An 18,166-nucleotide genomic window follows, 5' to 3' on the forward strand; every position below is an offset into this window, starting at 1 on the left:
CCGCATGTACCCGCCACGCCGCGGGAACGAGCCTGCGCAGCACCCGGCCCCACCGGACACCGCCGGGGCCCTGGCTGACCTGCGCGCCCTGGTGGGGCGCTACGGGACACTGAGTCCGGAGGTGGCCTCCCGTGCCCCGGCCGGTCATGAGGACAGACTTCCCGACGGCGGCGGGCCGGGATGGGACTTCCAGCTCGCCGGGCTGCCCCCGCTGGTGAATGCGCGCGAGTCAGCGGTGCTGGTGCTGTTTGGCGCCCTGGACGACCGCCCCTCCCACCACCACACCTCGGCGGTGCCCGAGGACCTGGACATCCTGCTGACCCAGCGTGCGGTCACCCTGCGCAAACACCCCGGCCAGGTGGCGTTCCCCGGCGGCATGCGGGATCCCGAGGACTCCTCCATGACCGCGTGCGCGCTGCGTGAGGCGGAGGAGGAGACTGGGCTGGACGTGTCCGGGGTGAAGGTGATCGGGCAGCTGCCGCCGGCCCCGCTGACGGTCACCAACTTCCTGGTCACCCCTGTGATCGGCTGGTGGGACCGGCCCTCGGACGTGTTCGTGGTGGACGAGGGCGAGGCCTCCCGCGTGTTCCGCGTGCCGGTGGCCGACCTGGTGGACCCGGCCAACCGCCTCACCACCGCGCGTGCCCCGGAGCCCTCAGTGGGTGCCCGGCGGTTCAAGAGCCCCGGCTTCCAGGTCTCCGACACCCTGGTCTGGGGGTTCACCGCGATCCTGCTGGACCGCATGCTCGAGCTGCTCGGCTGGGCCCAGCCCTGGGACCGGAACCGGATCCTGGACGTCTCCGGGTGGGACGGGACCACGCCGCCGCCGCGGCTGGACTGACCTCTCCGTCCGGCGCCGGGCCGACTCCTGCACAGCCGACCTGGTGACCTGAGTCGTGCCCAGGCGGGCCGAACGCCCTGGGGCGGGGCCGTCGTCGGGCCCAGGCTGGAGACATGCCTGCTCCACGACTCCTCATCCCGCGATCCCGGCCTGTCCCCCTGCCGCCCACGGAGCTCCACCTGCACGGCGGGCCGGGTGTGCCGGGGCCGGATGCGCGGTTCTGGGCCGCCGCCTGTGCGGCCGCAGCCGGCCTGCGCCTGGTGGTCGAGGAGATTCCCGACGACGGCCGGCCGCCGTCCCCGGCCCAGCTCACCCTGCGTGCCCCGCAGGAGGGGCAGGCTGAGCGATCGGGGCAGGCTGAGCGTGACGAGGCTGCAGAGTCCGGCTGGGAGCTGTGGGCGCCCGCGGGACCGGGCAGACCGGCGGTCCCGTGTGCACGGGTGGAGCTGCCCGGGGACCGGGAGCGGCTCGTGCAGCTGCTGCTGGAGTGCGCGGGGCCCGGGGGAGCGGGAACCGGGCTGGTGCTGTGCCATGCCGCGAGTGAGGGCGAGGCTGATCCTGGACCCGATGCTGACAGGCGCCCAGGGCTGGCGTGGAGCGTGGCCCGGCTGCTGTCCGCACCACGGCACGGCGTCAGCGTGGACCTGCCCTCCGCACGAGTGGACGGCATGGACGCGGCGCTCCTGGGCGAGGACCTCTCACCGGAGCGGATGGCGCGGCTGCTGAGCATGCCTGCTCCGGGGGCCGTGGTGGTGGACGTGGGCGCGGATCGAGACCTGGCCGAGCGGCTGCATCCAGCGGCCACGCTCGGGGTGATGATCGGTACGGGGGCACGCGCACCGGACCCGCCCGGGCCGGACTGGATCGGTGTGCGCGTCCAGGGACGGATCGGTCAGGGGCAGGGGCCAGCAGACTGGGCGCGTCACCTGGGGCGCCGCAGCGCGCTGGACCTGGGCGCCCGGGTGGAGCTCGCCGTGGAGCAGCGCCGTGTGACGCACACTGAGCCGGCGGCCCACGGTCAACCCGCCCTCCCGTCACGGCGCTCCCTGCGCGGGGCACGGTCATGACCCGCGGCTGGGCGCCCACCGCCCCACCGGACCCTGCAGGGGGACGGCGAGTGAGCCGGCGTCGGGATGGGATCTTCCAGCCCGGCCCCCGCCCGTGGGACCAGGCCAAGCGCTGGCTGGCCCATCAGCTGCCGGGCGTGGGGTCTGCAGCGGCGGACGGCGGCTCGGGAGAGGTCCCCGCCGAACTGCTGGCGGAGTCCGTGCGGCGGCACGGAGCGGTGGCGGATGCGGACCAGACCGCCGGTCAGATGCGCGCGCTCGCCGACGAGCTGACGGGCCTGGGACCGCTGGCACCGATCGCCCGACGGCCCGGGATCACCGACCTGCTCGTGGACGGCATCGGCGCGGTGTGGTCGGACGGGACGGACGGACTGACCCGGGAGCCGCTGGTGCTGACCGGGGATCAGGTGCGGCAGCTCGCGGTACGGCTGCTCACCCAGGGCGGGCGGAGGCTGGATGCCGCCCAGCCCTTCGCCGACGCGCAGATCGGGGGAGCCCGGGTGCACGCGGTCCTGCCGCCCGTGGCCGAGGGCGGGACGCAGCTGAGCATCCGCCTGTCGGCGGCACGCACGGTGCGGCTGGAGGAGCTCTCCGCAGAGTGGCCGCACGCGCAGGCGTGGCTGGAGGTGCTGCGTCACCTGGTGGGCACCCGTGCCAATGTGCTCATCAGCGGGGCCACCGGTTCGGGCAAGACCACCCTGCTGACCGCGGTGCTCGCCGAGGCAGGGCCCGCCGAACGGATCCTCACGGTGGAGGACACGCGCGAGCTGCGGCCGGACCACCCTCATGTGGTGGCGCTGCAGGCCCGCCCCGCCAATGCCGAGGGGGCAGGGGAGATCACCCTGTCCGACCTCGTTCGGCAGGCCCTGCGCATGCGGCCGGACCGACTCGTCGTGGGGGAGTGCCGCGGCGCTGAGGTGGCCGACTTCCTGGCCGCCATGAACACCGGTCACCGCGGTGCCTGGGGGACCCTGCACGCCAACTCCGCGCAGGACGTCCCCGCCCGACTTGCCGCGATGGGAGCGCTCGCCGGACTCTCGCCCCAGGCGCTGGCCCTGCAGGCGGTCTCTGCGGTGGACGCGGTGGTGCACGTCGAGCGGACGGCCACCGGTCGGCGCCCGGTGGCTCTGGCGCTGGTGGGTACCCCTCCGGACGGTGCCCGGGACCGGCTGGAACTGACCCCGGTGATGCACGACGACGGACGGCAGCTCTCCTGGGGGCCCGGACGAGCGCTGTGGGGGGCCGGATCCGGCGGGGGTCGTCATGTGGCACGGGACTGAGATGCGGGGTGCGGTCGGTCGCCTCATCGGTGCTCGGGGACGGCGTGAGCGCGAGGCCGAGGAGTTCATCGCGCTGCTGCGTCAGGCCTCGGCACTGCTGCAGGCCGGACGAGGGATCGGAGAGCTCTGGGCCGAGTTGGCCGGGCTGCATCCGTCCTGCGCGGTGATGCCGGCGGAGCTGTGGGATCGGGCCGAGCCGCCGCGATGCTGCCTGCACCACGTGCTGCGGCACGCTGAGGTCTCCCAGCGGCTGGGGGCACCGCCGTTCAGGGGTGTGACGGGTCCGGGGCGTGCGGAGGCGTGGGAGCAGCTGCAGGCCTGCCTGGAGCTGGCGGCCCGGGCCGGTGTGGCGCTGGCGGTGCTGCTGTCTCGCATGGCCGACGCCCTCGAGGACGGCCAGGATGCGCACCAGGCCCGTGAGGCGGCCACCGCCGGGCCCCGTTCCACGGCTCGGCTGCTGATGGGCATGCCGTTGGCCGGGGTGGGCCTGTCCCTGGTGGCCGGCGCTTCGGCGACGGAACTGCTCTCCGGACCGCTGGGGTGGATCGTGCTCAGCACCGGCGCCGCCCTGACCCTGGCTGGACAGATGTGGACCCGTGCACTGATCCGCACGGCGGAGGAGACGGCATGAGCGTGACGGGGAGGATCGAGCGTCACCGGGGCGAATGGCATCGGTCAGACCCGGTGCTGGACGTTCCGCTCGCCCTGGACCTGATGGCCGCCCTGGTCGGTGCCGGACAGGGGCTGATCGCGGCGCTGGCCCTGCTGGGCGAGCATCTGCCGGGCGCGGAGCGGTTGAGCGGGGTCGCCTGGCACCTGCTGCTCGGCGCCGCCTGGGACACCGCCTGGCAGGTGGTCGAGGACGACGCAGACCTGACGGAGCTGGGCAGAGAGCTGCGCTTCGCCCACGCCACCGGGGCGCCGACGGCCCGACTGCTGCACTCCACCGCCGCGGCACTGCGCCGATCCCGGCGGCGCCGTGCCGAGCAGGCCGCCGCACGGCTGGCCATCCGCCTGGTCATGCCCCTGGGACTGTGCCTGTTGCCGGCGTTCATCTGTCTGGGTGTGATCCCGCTGGTGCTGGCCCTGCTTCCGTGAGCGCTGTGCCGACCGAGTCGCGAGGAGGCACACTCCTCCACAGCGGACCGAACTGCACCGGCCATCCAGAGACGGCAGACGCGGCCGGACAGAGAGCATCCACGGGACCGAGTCTGGAAGCAGGCCACCCACCGGTGGCCCCGCTGGATCACCAGCGGCACACCGAACCGAGAACCACCATCCACGAGAGGACACCGTCATGGACCACACCACCACCCCCCTCACCCCGGAGGTCGCCGTCGCCACACCGGCCAACGAGACCGGCACCGGGATCGACTGGCGGGATGACACCGGAGCGCAGACCGCTGAATACGGAATCGTCACCTTGGCGGCCGTCGGATTCGCCGGACTGCTGGCCGTCATCCTCTCCGGGGGAGACGTCCAGGGCATGCTGACCGACCTGATCAAGGGCGCCCTGACCCTGGGGTGATCACGCCGGGGGAGACCACGCAGCGGGGCGTGCTGGAGCCCGCCCCGCTGCGCCCTCGGCCGAGAGGAGAGACCATGCAGACGCAGGATGACCGGGGTTCGGTCACGGCGGAGTACGCCGTGCTGCTGCCCGCCGCCGCCCTGGTGCTGGTCGGGGCGATCACGGCCGGGGCCGCTCTGTGGCAGCAGATCCGCCTCGAGGAGGCCGCCGCCGCCGCCGCCCGCCAGGTGGCGCGGGGAGAGGACCAGGCGGCGGCGAGCTCCACGGTCCAGCGACTGGCGGGTGACGGCGCTCAGCTGACCGCCCACAGCACCGACGGCTGGGTCAGCGTCCGCGTGGTCCACCCACCTCCGGGGCCGCTGGACTGGTGGGGCGACTGGATGCTCGAGGCCACCGCCCACGCGCCGGACCAGTGGACCGTCGCCCCGGGCGGTGCACCATGACGCAGCGTCACAAGGGAGCCGACCCCGACTCCCGAGGTGAGCTCGGAGCCGGGACGGTCACCGTCCTGGCCAGCGTCGGTGCCGCGCTGGTCCTGCTCGTCGGTGCCCTGGGACTCGGCACCGCAGCGGTCTCAGCGGCCCGCGCAGGAGCCGCTGCCGACCTGGCCGCACTGTCCGCCGCGGATGCCTTCCGGGGGCTGCACCCGGCAGATCCCTGCGCGCTCGCCGAGCAGACGGCCCTCCGGCACGGCGCGGCTGTGACCCAGTGCGAGCTGCAGGAGGGCGGCACGGTCCTGGTCTCCGTCAGCCTGTCCACCGCGCTGCCCTGGCCCGCCGAGGGCACCGCTCGTGCTGGACCACCGCCGATGCCTCCGTTCCAGCCGTGAGGTCACTCCCGTTCGAGGCCGGACCGGTGCGCCTTGGCGCCCAGCCGCTCCAGCACGTAGGCCAGCAGCGTCTCGGCGCCCCGCTTGTCCAGGGGGCTGTTGCGGTTGCCGCACTTGGGGGACTGCACGCAGGACGGGCAGCCGTCCGCGCAGGAGCAGGACTGCACGGCCTCCAGGGTGGCCCGCAGCCACACCTCGGCCTGCTCATACCCTCGCTCGGCGAAGCCCGCACCGCCCGGATGACCGTCGTAGACGAACACCGAGGGCTGGCCGGTGTCCGGGTGCAGCGCCATGGACACCCCGCCGATGTCCCAGCGGTCGTTGGAGGCCACCAGGGGCAGCAGACCGATCATCGCGTGCTCGGCGGCATGCAGGGACCCCGGGAGCCGATCCATGGTCAGCCCGGCTGCCACCAGCTCCTCGGACGAGCAGTGGAACCAGACCGCTGTGGTGAACAGGTCCCGGGCGGGCAGCTCCAGGGGCTCCTCGCCCAGGATCTCCCCGGACACCACAGCCTTGCGCTGGAAGGAGACCACCTGGGTGGTGACCTTCACCGGACCGGTGCACCACTGCAGGGGACCTCCATCCCGGCGGCGGCTGCCCTCCGGGTCCAGGATCTCGATCTCGGTGATGTCCCGGGCCTGCGTGTAGAACTCCGGCCACGCCCGGGTGACCAGCACCGCGTGGGCGTCCTCGTCCAGTTCCTCCACCAGATAGGTCCGGTCCTGATGGACGTACACCGCGCCCGGGTGTGCCTGGTAATGGGTCTGCGGGGAGCCCATGGTGCCCAGCAGCGCACCGGTCTCAGCGTCGATGATGTCCACCGGGCCGCCGCCGTCCTCGCGCAGCGAGACCATCCCGGCCGCATGCTCTGGATGCGTCCAGAACCAGCCGGCCGGCCGTCGTCGGAGGTATCCGTCGTCGGTGAGGCGCTCCACCAGGTCCCGCACCATCACCGGGTCGCCGAACAGCTCCAGTCCCTCCGGCACCAGGGGAAACTCCGCCGCCGCGGCGCACAGGTGCGGGCCCAGGATGTAGGGGTTGGCGGGGTCGGTGACCGAGTCCTCCACCGAGAGCTCGAACACCGCCTCCGGGTGGTGGACCAGGAAGGTGTCCAGGGGGTCGTCCCCGGCCACGTACACCGCCCAGGACTGCTGCCCGGCACGCCCGGCTCGGCCCAGCTGCTGGAAGAAGGACGCGCGGGTGCCCGGCCATCCGGCCACCAGCACGGCGTCCAGCCCGGCGATGTCGATCCCCAGCTCCAGCGCCGGGGTCGAGGCCACGCCCAGCAGCCGTCCGGTGCGCAGGTTCTCCTCCACGCTGCGCCGCTCCTCCGGGAGATAGCCGGCACGGTATGCGGCCACCCGGTGCCCCAGGGACGGGTCCACCTCAGTCAGCTCGCGCTTGGCGGCCGAGGCCATCGCCTCTGCACCGCGCCGAGAGCGGATGAATGCGATCGTGCGGATCCCGCCCACGGCCAGGTCCGTCATCATCGAGGCGCCCTCGGCGGTGGCCGAACGGCGCACCGGTGCACCATGCTCGCCACGCTTCTCGGTCAGCTCCGGCTCCCAGAAGCCCACCGTCACCGCACCGTGCGGGGAGGCGTCCTCGGTCACCGCCACCGCGTCCATCCCGATCAGCCGGCCGAACGATCCCGCCGGATCCGCGCTCGTGGCCGAAGCCCCGATGAACACCGGCCCACCCTCAGCAGCCCCGGACCCGTCCCGGCGCCGGTAGTGCGCGCAGACCCGCCGCAGCCGGCGCAGCAGCACGGCCACGTGGGAGCCGAACACTCCTCGGTAGACGTGCGCCTCGTCGATCACCACGTAGCGCAGATTCCGGAAGAAGGTGGCCCACCGTTCGTGGTGCGGCAGGATCCCCACGTGCAGCATGTCCGGGTTCGTCAGCAGCACATTGGCGTGCTGACGGGCCCAGGTGCGGTCCGCGATCTCCGTGTCCCCGTCGTAGGGGGCCGGGCGCAGCCAGTCGGCACCGTCCCGGGCCAGGGTCCGCCAGGCCGCCAGCTGGTCTGCGGCCAACGCCTTGGTGGGGGAGAGGTACAGGACGGTGGCCAGCGGGTCCTCACGCAGGGCGGTCCCGGCGGCGAGCTGGTAGCCCAGGGACTTTCCCGACGCCGTCCCCGTCGCCAACACCACATGGGTGCCGGTCCCAGCGTGCTCGGCCGCCGCCACCTGGTGCCGCCAGGGCTGCTGCACGCCGCGGGCACCGAAGGCGTGGATCAGCTCAGCAGGGGTGCCCTCCGGCCAGGGGGCCAACACGGGGCGGCGTTCGGGCAGATGCCGCACGTGCAGCAGCTGCGGGGGAGCCACCCTGCGGCCCAGGGCCGCGGCGAGCGCGGCGGCGTCGTCGGGATGGTCGGTGCGCGGGCCGGCCGGGGTGCTGCCGACCTCCACTCAGCGGTCGTCCGAGTGGGAGGGGTTGTCTGCGGTGTGGTCCTCGGCCACGCCCAGCACGGTGACGTCGGCCAGCTCGGTCCAGCCCAGGTAGCCGTAGAGTCCCTGGCCGTCGGCACTGGCCACCAGCAGCCCCTCCTCGACGTCGTGCTCCAGCACCAGGGAGACCAGGTAGCGCATCACCAGGGAGCCCAGACCGCGGCGGCGGAAATCAGGAGAGGTCCAGATCCGGTCGAACACGGCGTGGCGGTCCACCGCGGCCACGCGGCCCCGAGCTGCGGCCACACCCGGGCCGTCCGGGTGGTGTTCGGAGGTCTGGATGGTCAGCAGGAACCAGCCGTCGTGGCGGTCCACCACGGCCTCGTACTCCTCGGGGACCAGCGGGTTCTCCACGTCCTGGGCGGTCATGTCCACCACCATGAGCTTCTCACCGGAGGTCAGCGGCTGCAGGGAGGTCATCTGGGCCTGGGCGTGGGGCGTGCCCACAATCGTCAGCAGGCGGTGCGGGTGCTGCTCCACCTCTTTCGCCACCGCTGTCAGCTCCTCGACCTGGGGGTCGAACAGCACGTACTCCCAGTCGCCCACGGCGCCGTCCTCGTCGCCCACGCGCAGGGCGGCATGGATCCGTCCGTCGTGACGGACTTCGTATTCGCGGCACCGGGCCCAGCCGGTGACCCAGGTGCTGACCAATGCGTCGTTCAGGGCGGAAGTCATGCTCAGAGACTAACCCGGCGGCGCGGCCAGCGGCAGGGCGGGGGCGTCCGAGAGCGTCATCGTCACCCGATTGTCATCCTCCGGCCGTGCAGCGCCCGGCGTCGCACGCCCACCCGGCCTGCGGCCCTACCCTGGTGAGGTGAGCCAGTCCAAGATCGCCCTGTACTACCGCTTCGCCCCGCTCTCGGACCCGGAGGCGGTGCGGCTCTGGCAGCACGCGCTGGCCTCGTCCCTGGGCCTGACCGGACGGATCATCGTCTCCCCGCAGGGGATCAACGGCACCGTGGGCGGCCCGATCGCCGCGGTCAAGCAGTACGTCAAGACCACCCGGTCCTACACCCCGTTCCAAGGGATGGAGGTCAAGTGGTCAGACGGTTCCGAACAGGACTTCCCGCGCCTGACCGTCAAGGTCCGTCCCGAGCTGGTGGCCTTCGGTGCCCCGGACGAGGTCACCGTGACCGCCGAGGGCGTGCAGGACACCGGTGTGCACCTCAAGCCCCAGGAGCTGCACGAGCTGATGGAGGACCGCGAGCGCGAGGGCCGTCCGGTCGTGTTCTTCGACGGCCGCAATGCCGTGGAGGCCACCATCGGTCGCTTCAAGGACGCCGTGGTCCCGGACACCACCACCACGCGCGACTTCCTCACCGAGCTGGACTCGGGCAAGTACGACCACCTCAAGGACCAGCCGGTGGTCACCTACTGCACCGGCGGGATCCGCTGCGAGGTGCTCTCGGCCCTGATGAAGCACCGCGGCTTCGAGGAGGTCTACCAGCTGGACGGGGGGATCGTCCGCTACGGGGAGGCCTTCGGAGACGCCGGCCACTGGGAGGGCTCGCTGTACGTCTTCGACGAGCGCATGCACACCGAGTTCACCCCGGACGCGGTCACCATCGGCCGGTGCAGCCGCTGCCAGTCACCCACCTCGGAGCTGCGCAACTGCTCTGATCCCTCCTGCCAGACCCTCACCGTTCTGTGCGCTGAGTGCGCCGCCGCCACCCCGGACCGCGTCTGCACCGTCTGCCAGGAGCGCGCGGCATGAGCGGGCGTCCGTTCCACCGTGAGTCCCTGGTCCCGCGCACCGCAGACCTGCAGGCCCTGCGGGACCTCGCCGCCGACCTGCGCCAGCTGCCGTACACCACGGAGGCGGTCGAGGCGCTGCTGGGCCCGGTGGCCACGCAGGCCCTGGACCGCGAGCAGGCCGAACCGGCCAGGCTGCGCCTGTCCCAGGTGATGCCCGACGACGGCTCCCTCGCCGCCCAGCGCGGCCTCGCCGCGGTCGTCTCCGCCTGGATGCTCGGCGACCCGGTGCCGGTGGAGCTGCTCGATGCCGCCCTGCCCCGGCTCAGGGCGGACGGCGCCGCGCGGCTGGAGCTGGGCTGGATCCGGGACGGGATGTTCCACCCGGTGGTCGATCTCTCGCCGTACTCCACCGACGATCTCGGGGACCTCTGGGTCGCCAGTGACCAGACCGCCCTGCAGGCACGGTCCGCGTTGCCCTCCTGGCACGTGCTCGGGATCGGCCGGGCCTCCCTGACCCTGGCCGGGAACGTGGATCGCCGTCCGGTGGAGCGGGCCCTGGACCTGGGCTCCGGGTGCGGGATCCAGACCCTGCATCTGCTGCCGCACGCCCAGCACGTCACCGCGACGGACCTGTCCGAGCGGGCGCTGGAGTTCACCCGGTTCAACCTGGTCCTCAACGCCCCGGCCCTGGGGCTGGAGCTGACCGAGGACGGACAGCTGCCCGCCGAGCGCATCCGTCTGGTCCAGGGCGACCTGCTCGAGCCCGTGGCCGGAGAGCAGTTCGACCTGATCGTCTCCAATCCGCCCTTCGTCATCACCCCGCGTGACTCCGAACCGGGCGCCGCCGAGGGAACCGGGTCCGCACAGATCCCCGAGGGCATCAACACCTACCGGGACGGGGGCCGCACCGGTGACCGCCTGCTGGCGGAGCTGATCACCCGGCTGCCCGAACACCTCACCCCGGGCGGGACCGCCCAGCTGCTGGGCAACTGGGAGATCCACACCCCGGACACACTCGGCACCGTGGACACCCCGGACACCTCCGTCCCCGGCGCCGCCAGCCCCCAGGTGCCCGGCTGGGACGAGCGGCTGCGCACCTGGGTGCCCCAGGGCACCGACGCCTGGTTCATCCAGCGCGACCTGCTGGATGCCGCCGGGTATGCCGAGACCTGGCTGCAGGACTCCTCCGAGCAGCTGGACCCGGAGCACTTCGCCGCCGGGTACCGCCGCTACCTGGAGGACTTCGAAGCCCGGGGCGTGGCCGCCGTCGGGTTCGGCTACCTGTGGCTGCGCCGCCCCGCCGAGCCCCGCGCCGGGCGGATCCGCACCGAGACCGTGGAAGGTGAGCTGCAGCGTCCGCTGGGCCCGGCCTGGGCCGCGGCCGTCGAGCGCTGGGACCTCACCGCGGGCAGCACCCCGGGAGCCCGCGGCTCTGCAGACCCTGACACCGACCCCGTCGACCTGGACGCCGTCCGGGCCCTGCACCTGCAGGTCCCGCCGGATGTCACCGAGGAGCGCCACCAGCGCTTCGGAGCGGCCGACCCTGAGGTCATCCTGGCCCGCCAGGGCGGTGGCTTCCGCAGGGTCGCCCGCCTGGACACCGCCACCGCCGGGTTCCTGGCCGCCGCGGACGGGGAGTTCACCGCTGGGCAGCTGGCCGGGGCCATCGCCGGGCTGCTGGAACTGGATGCAGACGCGGAGCGGCACCTGCTGCTGGCCGTGGCTGATCTGCTTCGTGACGGCTTTCTCATCCACTGTGACGCAGGTCATGCCTAGAATGAGCAGTCATGACAGACCAGCAAGCTCCGCCGGCCCCTGATCGGACAGGTGTGCATCGCACGTCCGCCACGATCTCCGACCCCCAGGCCATCCGGGCCCTGGCCCACGAGGCGCGGCTGGAGGCCCTGGAGGAGCTCTACTCCTCGCAGTCCACCCGCACGGCCACCGAGCTGGCCTCGCGCTGCGGTCTGACCCCCTCGGCCATGAGCTATCACCTGCGGGCCCTGGAGAAGTACGGCTTCGTGGAGCGCTCTCCCTCCGAGGGGGACGGTCGTGAGCGGCGCTGGCGGGCCGCGGCGAACTCCCTGCTGGTGGACTCCCTGAACCACTCTGCCGCCTCCAAGCACGCCTTCATCGATGTCCAGCTGAACACCTTCCGTCAGCGCATCTTCCGCGAGGTGGACGCCCGCGAGGCCGCCGACGCCCAGATCTCCGCCCAGGCTGCTGAGTCCTCGGCCTCCGCTGACGGCACCGGCCCGGGCCAGAAGACCCGTCGTCTACCGGTGCTCACCACCGGCATGCTCTTCCTGAACGCGGAGCAGTTCCAGGACTTCTCGGACCGCATGTACGCACTGATCGACGAGTTCGAGGAGCTCAACCCGGCCGAGCAGCGCAACGTGGATGCCCAGCGTGCCTACTACATGGTCTCGCTGCTGCAGGATTCATCCGGCTCCGGTCCTGCTCATGTACAGTCAGGGACCGCAACGCACCCCTGACCTCCGCGCCCTGGCGGGCCGGTGCACAGAAGGAGCCTGAGTGTCCCCGTCGATGTCCGAGAAGACCGCCTCCCACACCCCTGCCGAGGGCACGAAGCTGGTCATCGTTGAGTCCCCCGCCAAGAGCAAGTCCATCGCCAAGTACCTGGGCGAGGGCTGGGTCGTGGACGCCTCAGCCGGTCACATCCGGGATCTTCCGCAGCCCTCGGACCTGCCAGCGGACATGAAGAAGGGCCCGTTCGGCAAGTTCGCTGTGAACACCGAGGAGGGCTTCGAGCCCTACTACGTGGTGTACCCGGAGAAGAAGAAGCGGGTCGCCGACCTCAAGCGCCAGCTCAAGGACGCTGAAGCCCTCTATCTGGCCACGGACGCCGACCGTGAGGGCGAGGCCATCGCCTGGCACCTGCTGCAGGTGCTCAAGCCCAAGGTCCCGGTGTACCGGATGACCTTCACCGAGATCACCCAGGAGGGCATCAAGCGCGGCCTGGAGTCGGTTCGTCAGATTGACACCGACCTCGTGGACGCCCAGGAGACCCGGCGCATCCTGGACCGCCTCTTCGGCTATGAGATCTCCCCGGTGCTCTGGCGCAAGGTCTCCCGCGGTCTGTCCGCCGGTCGCGTGCAGTCCGTGGCCACCCGCCTGGTGGTGGAGCGCGAGCGTGAGCGCATGGCCTTCATCACCTCGGACTACTGGGACTTGGAGGGCACCTTCACCCCCGGTTCAGGTTCAGTCTCTCCCGACGCCGGCTCTGGCGCCTCCTCCTTCACCGCTCGGCTCAGCGCGGTGGACGGGGTCCGCACGGCCACGGGCCGTGACTTCACCGACCGCGGTGAGCTCAAGAAGAGCGCCGCCGGTCAGGTCATCCACCTGGATCAGGAGGCGGCCACCTCCCTGGCCGAGGGCCTGCAGGGTGCCGGGTTCGCGGTGGAGTCGGTGGAGGACAAGCCCTACACCCGCCGTCCGGCCGCACCGTTCACCACCTCCACCCTGCAGCAGGAGGCCTCGCGCAAGCTGCGCTTCTCCTCGCGGGTGACCATGCAGGTGGCCCAGCGGCTGTATGAGAACGGCTTCATCACCTATATGCGTACCGACTCGGTGATGCTCTCGGACGAAGCGGTCAACGCCGCTCGCCGTCAGGCCACCGAGCTCTATGGGCCCGAGTCCGTGCCGCAGGCCAAGCGTGTGTACAAGGCCAAGAACGACGCCGCGCAGGAGGCCCACGAGGCCATCCGTCCTGCCGGTGACCACTTCCGCACGCCGGGCCAGGTGGCCGGGCAGCTCTCGAAGGACGAGTTCCGTCTCTATGAGCTGATCTGGAAGCGCACCGTGGCCTCCCAGATGGCCGACGCCAAGGGCTACACCGCCACCGTCAAGCTCTCCGGCACCGCCACCGACGGCCGGGTCGCCCAGTTCAGCGCCTCCGGCACGGTCATCACCTTCCCCGGCTTCCTGGCCGCCTACGAGGAGGGCAACGACTCCACCGCCGAGGAGAGCGAGTCCGGTTCGGCCGAGACCGCGTCCAAGGACAAGCGTCTGCCGGACCTGAGCGCCGGGCAGTCCCTGGTCGGCGACCCCGTCACCGCCAACGGACACCAGACCTCCCCGCCCCCGCGGTACACCGAGGCCTCGATCGTGGCCGAGCTGGAGAAGCGCGAGATCGGACGTCCCTCCACCTACGCGCCGACCATCTCCACGATCATGGACCGCGGCTACGTCACCAAGCGCGGCAACGCCCTGGTGCCCTCCTGGACCGCCTTCTCGGTGATCCGCCTGTTGGAGGAGCACTTCGGCAAGTACGTGGACTACGACTTCACCGCCCGCATGGAGGACGACCTGGACCGGATCGCCGCCGGCGAGCTCCAGCGCGAGGCCTGGCTGCAGGGCTTCTACTTCGGCGCTCCCAACGGCACCGAGGGCCTCAAGTCCGTGGTGGACAACCTGGGCGACATCGACGCCCGTGCCGTGAACTCCATCCCGGTGGCCGAGGGCATCACCTTGCGCGTGGGCAAGTTCGGCCCGTACCTGGAGAAGGACCGCCCGGCGGATGCCGAGGAGGGCGCCGACCCCGAGCGAGCCAACGTCCCCGAGGACCTGGCCCCGGACGAGCTGACCGCGGAGAAGGCCGAGGAGCTCTTCGCCACCGCCGGCCCCTCCGAGCGCGACCTGGGGCAGGACCCGGACACCGGCCGCCGGATCGTGGCCAAGGACGGACGCTACGGACCGTACGTCACCGAGGTCATCCCGGAGCTGAGCGAGCAGGAGCAGCAGGAGCTGCTGGACTCCCTGCCCACCGAGTACTACAAGAACGGCAAGCCCAAGCCCAAGAAGCTGCCCAAGCCGGACAAGCCCCGCACCGGCTCGCTGTTCACGTCCATGACCGTGGACACCGTGACCCTGGAGCAGGCCCTGCAGCTGATGAGCCTGCCGCGCGTGCTGGGCACCGACGCCGAGGGCACCGAGATCACCGTGCAGAACGGCCGGTTCGGGCCCTATCTGAAGAAGGGCACGGACTCGCGCTCGATCGAGTCCGAGGAGCAGATCTTCACCATCACGCTCGAGGAGGCCCTGGCGATCTACGCCCAGCCCAAGCAGCGAGGCCGCGGGGCTGCCAAGCCGCCGCTGGCCGAGTTCGGTGAGGACCCGTCGTCGGGAAAGAAGGTCACCGTCAAGGAGGGCCGGTTCGGTCCCTACGTGACCGACGGCGAGACCAATGTGACCGTGCCGCGGGCCATGGACCCCGAGTCCCTGACCGCCGAGCAGGCCTACCAGCTGCTGGCGGACAAGCGGGCCAAGGGGCCGGCGAAGAAGCCGGCGCGCAAGCCGGCCGCCCGCAAGGCCCCGGCCAAGAAGAAGTAGCTCGTCGACCCACCGTCCTGCAGAGAGATTCGGGGAGAACATGCGTCTGGGCGTCCTGGACATCGGCTCCAACACCGTGCACCTGCTGCTGGTGGACGCCCACCCGGGTGCGCGTCCCTCCGCCTACGCCGACCACAAGCGCTCCCTGTCCCTGGTCCAGCACCTGGACGGGGAGGGGCGGATCGACGAGTCCGGGCAGTCCGAGCTGGTCTCCTTCATCCAGGAGGCGGTCTCCTTCGCCCAGGAGAACCGTGCCGAGGACATGATCGCCTTCTGCACCTCGGCCATCCGCGAATCGGCCAACGGTGCTGAGGTGTTGGAGCGGGTGACCCGGGAGACCGGGGTGCACCTGGCCGAGCTCTCCGGTGACCAGGAGGCGGCCATGACCTACTTCGCGGTGCGCCGCTGGCAGGGCTGGGACGTGGGCTCGATCCTGAACTTCGACATCGGCGGCGGCTCCTTCGAGATCGCCTACGGGATCGACGAGCTGCCCTCGCACGCCGTGTCCCTGCCGCTGGGCGCCGGGCGGCTCACCCTGGACTGGCTGCCGGGGGACCCGCCCACGCCGAAGTCCGTCAAGCGGCTGCGCAAGCATATCCGGGGCATGATCGCCGAGGCCTGGGAGGGCTTTCCGCCGATCACCGCCCCTGTGCTGGTCACCGGCACCTCCAAGACCTTCCGCTCCCTGGCCCGGATCACCGGTGCCGCCCCGTCCGCGGCTGGCCCATTCGTCAAGCGCCACCTGCGCGCCGAGGACCTGAAGCTGTGGATGCACCGCCTGGCCGCGATGACCGCCGAGGACCGTGCCGAGCTGCCCGGGGTCTCCGAGGTGCGGGCCCGGCAGATGCTGGCCGGTGCGCTGGTGGCCGAGGCAGCCATGGACCAGTTCGGGGTCTCCGTGGTGGAGATCTGCCCGTGGGCGCTGCGGGAGGGCCTGATCATGAACCGGTTGGACGCCCTGATGCTGGACGGCGTGCTGGGCCGGGACGGCGCCCCCGGCGTGGTGGGTCACGTGAACCTGAACCCGGATCCCACCCTGCCCGGGTTCTCCGTGGGGGTCACCAGTGGCTGACGGCGCTGAACACGTGCACCCCAGCGGGCTGGTCCCGCGCGAGGGCCGGATCCCGGTGACCCTCTCCTCCTCCTCGGTGTTCCCGCTGGGCACCCAGGACGTCTTCGCCATGGCCCAGGACCTGGGCTACGACGGCGTGGAGGTCATGGTCACCCACAACTCCTGGTCCCAGGACGCGGTCCGGTTGAACCGGCTCTCCCAGGAGCACCACATGCCCATCCACTCCATCCACGCGCCCACCCTGCTGTTCACCCAGCAGGTCTGGGGCTCGGCCTGGACCAAGATCGCCCGCAGCGCGGACCTGGCCCGGGAGGTGGGGGCCGAGATCGTGGTGGCGCACCCGCCGTTCCGCTGGCAGGGCGGCTACGCCTCCGGATTCGCCGAGGGCATCCAGGAGATCATGGAGTCCACCGGGGTGAAGATCTGCGTGGAGAACATGTACCCCTGGCGCACCCGCGGTCGTGAGGCCCTGATGTACCTGCCGCACTGGGACCCGGTGCCGGAGGGCTACGAGCACATCACCTGGGACTTCTCCCACGCGGCGATTGCCCAGGCCGACTCACTGGCCGCGTTCCACCAGCTGGGAGACCGGCTGCGCCACATCCACCTGACCGACGGCACCGCCAACGGCAAGGACGAGCACCTGCTGCCCGGAGACGGGGACCAGCCGGTGGCCGAGTGCATGCAGCTGCTGGGCCACCAGGACTGGGACGGGGTGGTCTGTGTGGAGGTGGGCACCCGCAAGGTCAAGTACGCCGGGGCCCGTGAGGAGTGGCTGGTACGGTCGCTGGAGTTCGCCCGGCGGCACCTGGCGATCGGCTGGCAGCAGCGGGTCGAGGCCACGGACGCCGCCCCGGGTGAGGACCACTGAACCGCGCCCACTGCGGCGCACCACTGCACCCGACGCACACGGAGGAGATCCCGATGACCGACCACGCCCGCGTGAGCTTCCTGGGACTGGGCAACATGAACGGGGCCATCCTGGCCGGTTACCTGGCCGGGGGAGCGGACCCCTCCACGGTGACCGCCACGGTGCACACCCCGGAGAAGGCCGAGCCTGCAGCGCAGAAGTACGGCGTACAGGTCAGTGCGTCCGGTGCGGACCAGAAGGCGAACCAGCAGGCCTCGGCGAGTGCCGACGTCGTGCTGTTGGGCGTCAAGCCCAAGGGGATCCTGGCCCTGTGCCGGGAGATCAGCGATGCCCTGCACCCTGAGACCGTGGTGGTCTCCGTGGCCGCCGGCGTCTCCCGTGAGGCCATGGAGCAGAACCTGCCCGAGGGACAGCCGGTGGTGCGGACCATGCCGAACACACCGTTGACCGTGGGCTCGGGCGTGGTGGGTGTGGCCCCTGGTCCGACTGTGACCGCGGAGCAGCTGGAGTCGGTCAAGGCCGTGTTCGCCGAGTCCGGTCTGGTGGTGGAGGTCGAGGAGGACCAGCTCTCCGCCGTGGTGGCCACGGCAGGCTCGGCTCCGGCCTACGTGTTCCTGCTGGCCGAGCTGATCGCCGCCCACGGGGCGGAGCTGGGCCTGGACCGGGCCGATGCCGAGGCCATGGCCGCCGCCACGGTGAAGGGTGCGGGCCTGATGCTCACCCGGGGCGAGGAGACCGCCGAGACCCTGCGCAAGAACGTGATGAGCCCGGGCGGCACCACCGAGAAGGCCGTGGAGAGCTTCCTGGCCGGCGGGCTGCCGGACCTGGTGGCCCGCGCCATGGACGCCGCCGCCGCGCGCGACCGGGAGATGTCCGAGGAGTTCACGGACTGATCTCTCCCGTCACGGCCGGGCGGCGAAGCGCTCCAGCAGATCGGTGTGACCGGAGACGATCAGGGTGTCCCGGGGGCCCACGGTGGTGTCCGGCTGGGCGTAGGTGAAGTCCTCGCCCGGGGTCTTCACGCCCACCACGGTCACCCCGTACTTGGCGCGGACATTGGACTCGGCCAGGGTGAACCCCACGGTCTCGGTGGGCGGGTACATCTTCACGATCGCGAAGTCGTCGTCGAACTCGATGAAGTCCAGCATCCGCCCGCCCACCAGGTGGGCCGCGCGCAC

General features: G+C 71.7%; 18 protein-coding genes. 15 read left to right on the forward strand and 3 right to left on the reverse strand.

Annotated features, from left to right (window positions below):
* Positions 1-4 precede the first annotated feature (4 nt).
* From BM355_RS05845 to BM355_RS05880, 8 genes are all read left to right on the forward strand, one after another.
* Positions 5-841, forward strand: a complete 837-nt coding sequence (locus BM355_RS05845; protein ID WP_091695963.1) for an NUDIX hydrolase — start codon at positions 5-7, stop codon at positions 839-841.
* Between the two features lie 113 nt (positions 842-954).
* A complete protein-coding gene (locus BM355_RS05850; RefSeq protein ID WP_091695966.1) occupies positions 955-1,908 on the forward strand; it encodes a hypothetical protein in 954 nt (317 codons plus the stop codon).
* Positions 1,909-1,958: 50 nt separating this feature from the next.
* Positions 1,959-3,188 carry a TadA family conjugal transfer-associated ATPase gene (locus BM355_RS05855; protein ID WP_245760625.1) on the forward strand — a complete coding sequence of 410 codons (1,230 nt, stop codon included), beginning with the start codon at positions 1,959-1,961 and terminating at the stop codon, positions 3,186-3,188.
* Entirely contained in the window at positions 3,172-3,819 is a 648-nt protein-coding gene (locus tag BM355_RS05860) for a type II secretion system F family protein (RefSeq protein ID WP_218154313.1), read from the forward strand. Before BM355_RS05855 ends, BM355_RS05860 begins: the two co-directional genes overlap by 17 nt.
* Positions 3,816-4,286, forward strand: coding sequence for a type II secretion system F family protein (locus tag BM355_RS05865; protein WP_091695973.1), 471 nt, complete (start codon positions 3,816-3,818; stop codon positions 4,284-4,286). The genes BM355_RS05860 and BM355_RS05865 overlap by 4 nt, the downstream gene beginning before the upstream one ends.
* A 199-nt stretch (positions 4,287-4,485) precedes the next feature.
* Entirely contained in the window at positions 4,486-4,716 is a 231-nt protein-coding gene (locus tag BM355_RS05870) for a DUF4244 domain-containing protein (RefSeq protein WP_091695975.1), read from the forward strand.
* 74 nt (positions 4,717-4,790) lie between these two features.
* The gene (locus BM355_RS05875) at positions 4,791-5,159 is read left to right on the forward strand and encodes a TadE family type IV pilus minor pilin (RefSeq protein WP_091695978.1); all 369 of its coding nucleotides are present in this window, start codon (positions 4,791-4,793) and stop codon (positions 5,157-5,159) included.
* Positions 5,156-5,545, forward strand: coding sequence for an Rv3654c family TadE-like protein (locus BM355_RS05880; RefSeq protein WP_091695980.1), 390 nt, complete (start codon positions 5,156-5,158; stop codon positions 5,543-5,545). Before BM355_RS05875 ends, BM355_RS05880 begins: the two co-directional genes overlap by 4 nt.
* 2 nt (positions 5,546-5,547) lie before the next feature.
* On the opposite strand, the gene BM355_RS05885 is transcribed toward BM355_RS05880, so the two are convergent.
* Both BM355_RS05885 and BM355_RS05890 read right to left on the reverse strand, forming a co-directional pair.
* Entirely contained in the window at positions 5,548-7,959 is a 2,412-nt protein-coding gene (locus BM355_RS05885) for a Zn-binding domain-containing protein (RefSeq protein WP_091695983.1), read from the reverse strand.
* On the reverse strand, positions 7,960-8,673 hold the full coding sequence (locus tag BM355_RS05890; RefSeq protein WP_091695986.1) for a GNAT family N-acetyltransferase: 714 nt from the start codon (positions 8,671-8,673) through the stop codon (positions 7,960-7,962).
* 139 nt (positions 8,674-8,812) lie between these two features.
* On the opposite strand from BM355_RS05890, the gene trhO reads away from it, so the two are divergent.
* Genes trhO through proC form a run of 7 tightly spaced genes read left to right on the forward strand, consistent with a single transcriptional unit; the run spans position 8,813 to position 17,881 of the window.
* Positions 8,813-9,712, forward strand: coding sequence for an oxygen-dependent tRNA uridine(34) hydroxylase TrhO (gene trhO, locus BM355_RS05895; RefSeq protein WP_091695988.1), 900 nt, complete (start codon positions 8,813-8,815; stop codon positions 9,710-9,712).
* Complete coding sequence (locus tag BM355_RS14795; protein WP_091695990.1) at positions 9,709-11,469, forward strand: DUF7059 domain-containing protein; 1,761 nt, start codon at positions 9,709-9,711, stop codon at positions 11,467-11,469. The genes trhO and BM355_RS14795 overlap by 4 nt, the downstream gene beginning before the upstream one ends.
* Before the next feature lie 11 nt (positions 11,470-11,480).
* Positions 11,481-12,188, forward strand: a complete 708-nt coding sequence (locus BM355_RS05905; RefSeq protein WP_091695992.1) for an ArsR/SmtB family transcription factor — start codon at positions 11,481-11,483, stop codon at positions 12,186-12,188.
* A gap of 52 nt (positions 12,189-12,240) precedes the next feature.
* Positions 12,241-15,045 carry a type I DNA topoisomerase gene (topA, locus tag BM355_RS05910; protein ID WP_091695995.1) on the forward strand — a complete coding sequence of 935 codons (2,805 nt, stop codon included), beginning with the start codon at positions 12,241-12,243 and terminating at the stop codon, positions 15,043-15,045.
* Positions 15,046-15,085: 40 nt separating this feature from the next.
* Positions 15,086-16,117, forward strand: a complete 1,032-nt coding sequence (locus BM355_RS05915; RefSeq protein WP_091695998.1) for a Ppx/GppA family phosphatase — start codon at positions 15,086-15,088, stop codon at positions 16,115-16,117.
* Between the two features lie 13 nt (positions 16,118-16,130).
* Positions 16,131-16,988, forward strand: coding sequence for a sugar phosphate isomerase/epimerase family protein (locus tag BM355_RS05920; protein ID WP_245760626.1), 858 nt, complete (start codon positions 16,131-16,133; stop codon positions 16,986-16,988).
* A gap of 53 nt (positions 16,989-17,041) precedes the next feature.
* On the forward strand, positions 17,042-17,881 hold the full coding sequence (proC, locus tag BM355_RS05925; protein ID WP_091696001.1) for a pyrroline-5-carboxylate reductase: 840 nt from the start codon (positions 17,042-17,044) through the stop codon (positions 17,879-17,881).
* A gap of 9 nt (positions 17,882-17,890) precedes the next feature.
* Here proC and BM355_RS05930 read toward each other — a convergent pair.
* Positions 17,891-18,166, reverse strand: a 276-nt coding sequence (locus BM355_RS05930; RefSeq protein WP_281247565.1) for a cation:proton antiporter regulatory subunit, incomplete at its 5' end; no start/stop codon positions are given.

The sequence above is a fragment of the Micrococcus terreus genome (assembly GCF_900116905.1).
GTDB lineage: Bacteria > Actinomycetota > Actinomycetes > Actinomycetales > Micrococcaceae > Citricoccus > Citricoccus terreus.

Coding starts and splice junctions, on each gene's coding strand:
- BM355_RS05875 (WP_091695978.1), top strand. CDS start 4,791: ATGCAGACGCAGGATGACCGGGGTTCGGTCACGGCGGAGTACGCCGTG.
- BM355_RS05860 (WP_218154313.1), top strand. CDS start 3,172: ATGTGGCACGGGACTGAGATGCGGGGTGCGGTCGGTCGCCTCATCGGT.
- BM355_RS05865 (WP_091695973.1), top strand. CDS start 3,816: ATGAGCGTGACGGGGAGGATCGAGCGTCACCGGGGCGAATGGCATCGG.
- BM355_RS14795 (WP_091695990.1), top strand. CDS start 9,709: ATGAGCGGGCGTCCGTTCCACCGTGAGTCCCTGGTCCCGCGCACCGCA.
- BM355_RS05870 (WP_091695975.1), top strand. CDS start 4,486: ATGGACCACACCACCACCCCCCTCACCCCGGAGGTCGCCGTCGCCACA.
- BM355_RS05845 (WP_091695963.1), top strand. CDS start 5: ATGTACCCGCCACGCCGCGGGAACGAGCCTGCGCAGCACCCGGCCCCA.
- BM355_RS05880 (WP_091695980.1), top strand. CDS start 5,156: ATGACGCAGCGTCACAAGGGAGCCGACCCCGACTCCCGAGGTGAGCTC.
- topA (WP_091695995.1), top strand. CDS start 12,241: ATGTCCGAGAAGACCGCCTCCCACACCCCTGCCGAGGGCACGAAGCTG.
- proC (WP_091696001.1), top strand. CDS start 17,042: ATGACCGACCACGCCCGCGTGAGCTTCCTGGGACTGGGCAACATGAAC.
- BM355_RS05915 (WP_091695998.1), top strand. CDS start 15,086: ATGCGTCTGGGCGTCCTGGACATCGGCTCCAACACCGTGCACCTGCTG.
- BM355_RS05890 (WP_091695986.1), bottom strand. CDS start 8,673: ATGACTTCCGCCCTGAACGACGCATTGGTCAGCACCTGGGTCACCGGC.
- BM355_RS05850 (WP_091695966.1), top strand. CDS start 955: ATGCCTGCTCCACGACTCCTCATCCCGCGATCCCGGCCTGTCCCCCTG.
- BM355_RS05905 (WP_091695992.1), top strand. CDS start 11,481: ATGACAGACCAGCAAGCTCCGCCGGCCCCTGATCGGACAGGTGTGCAT.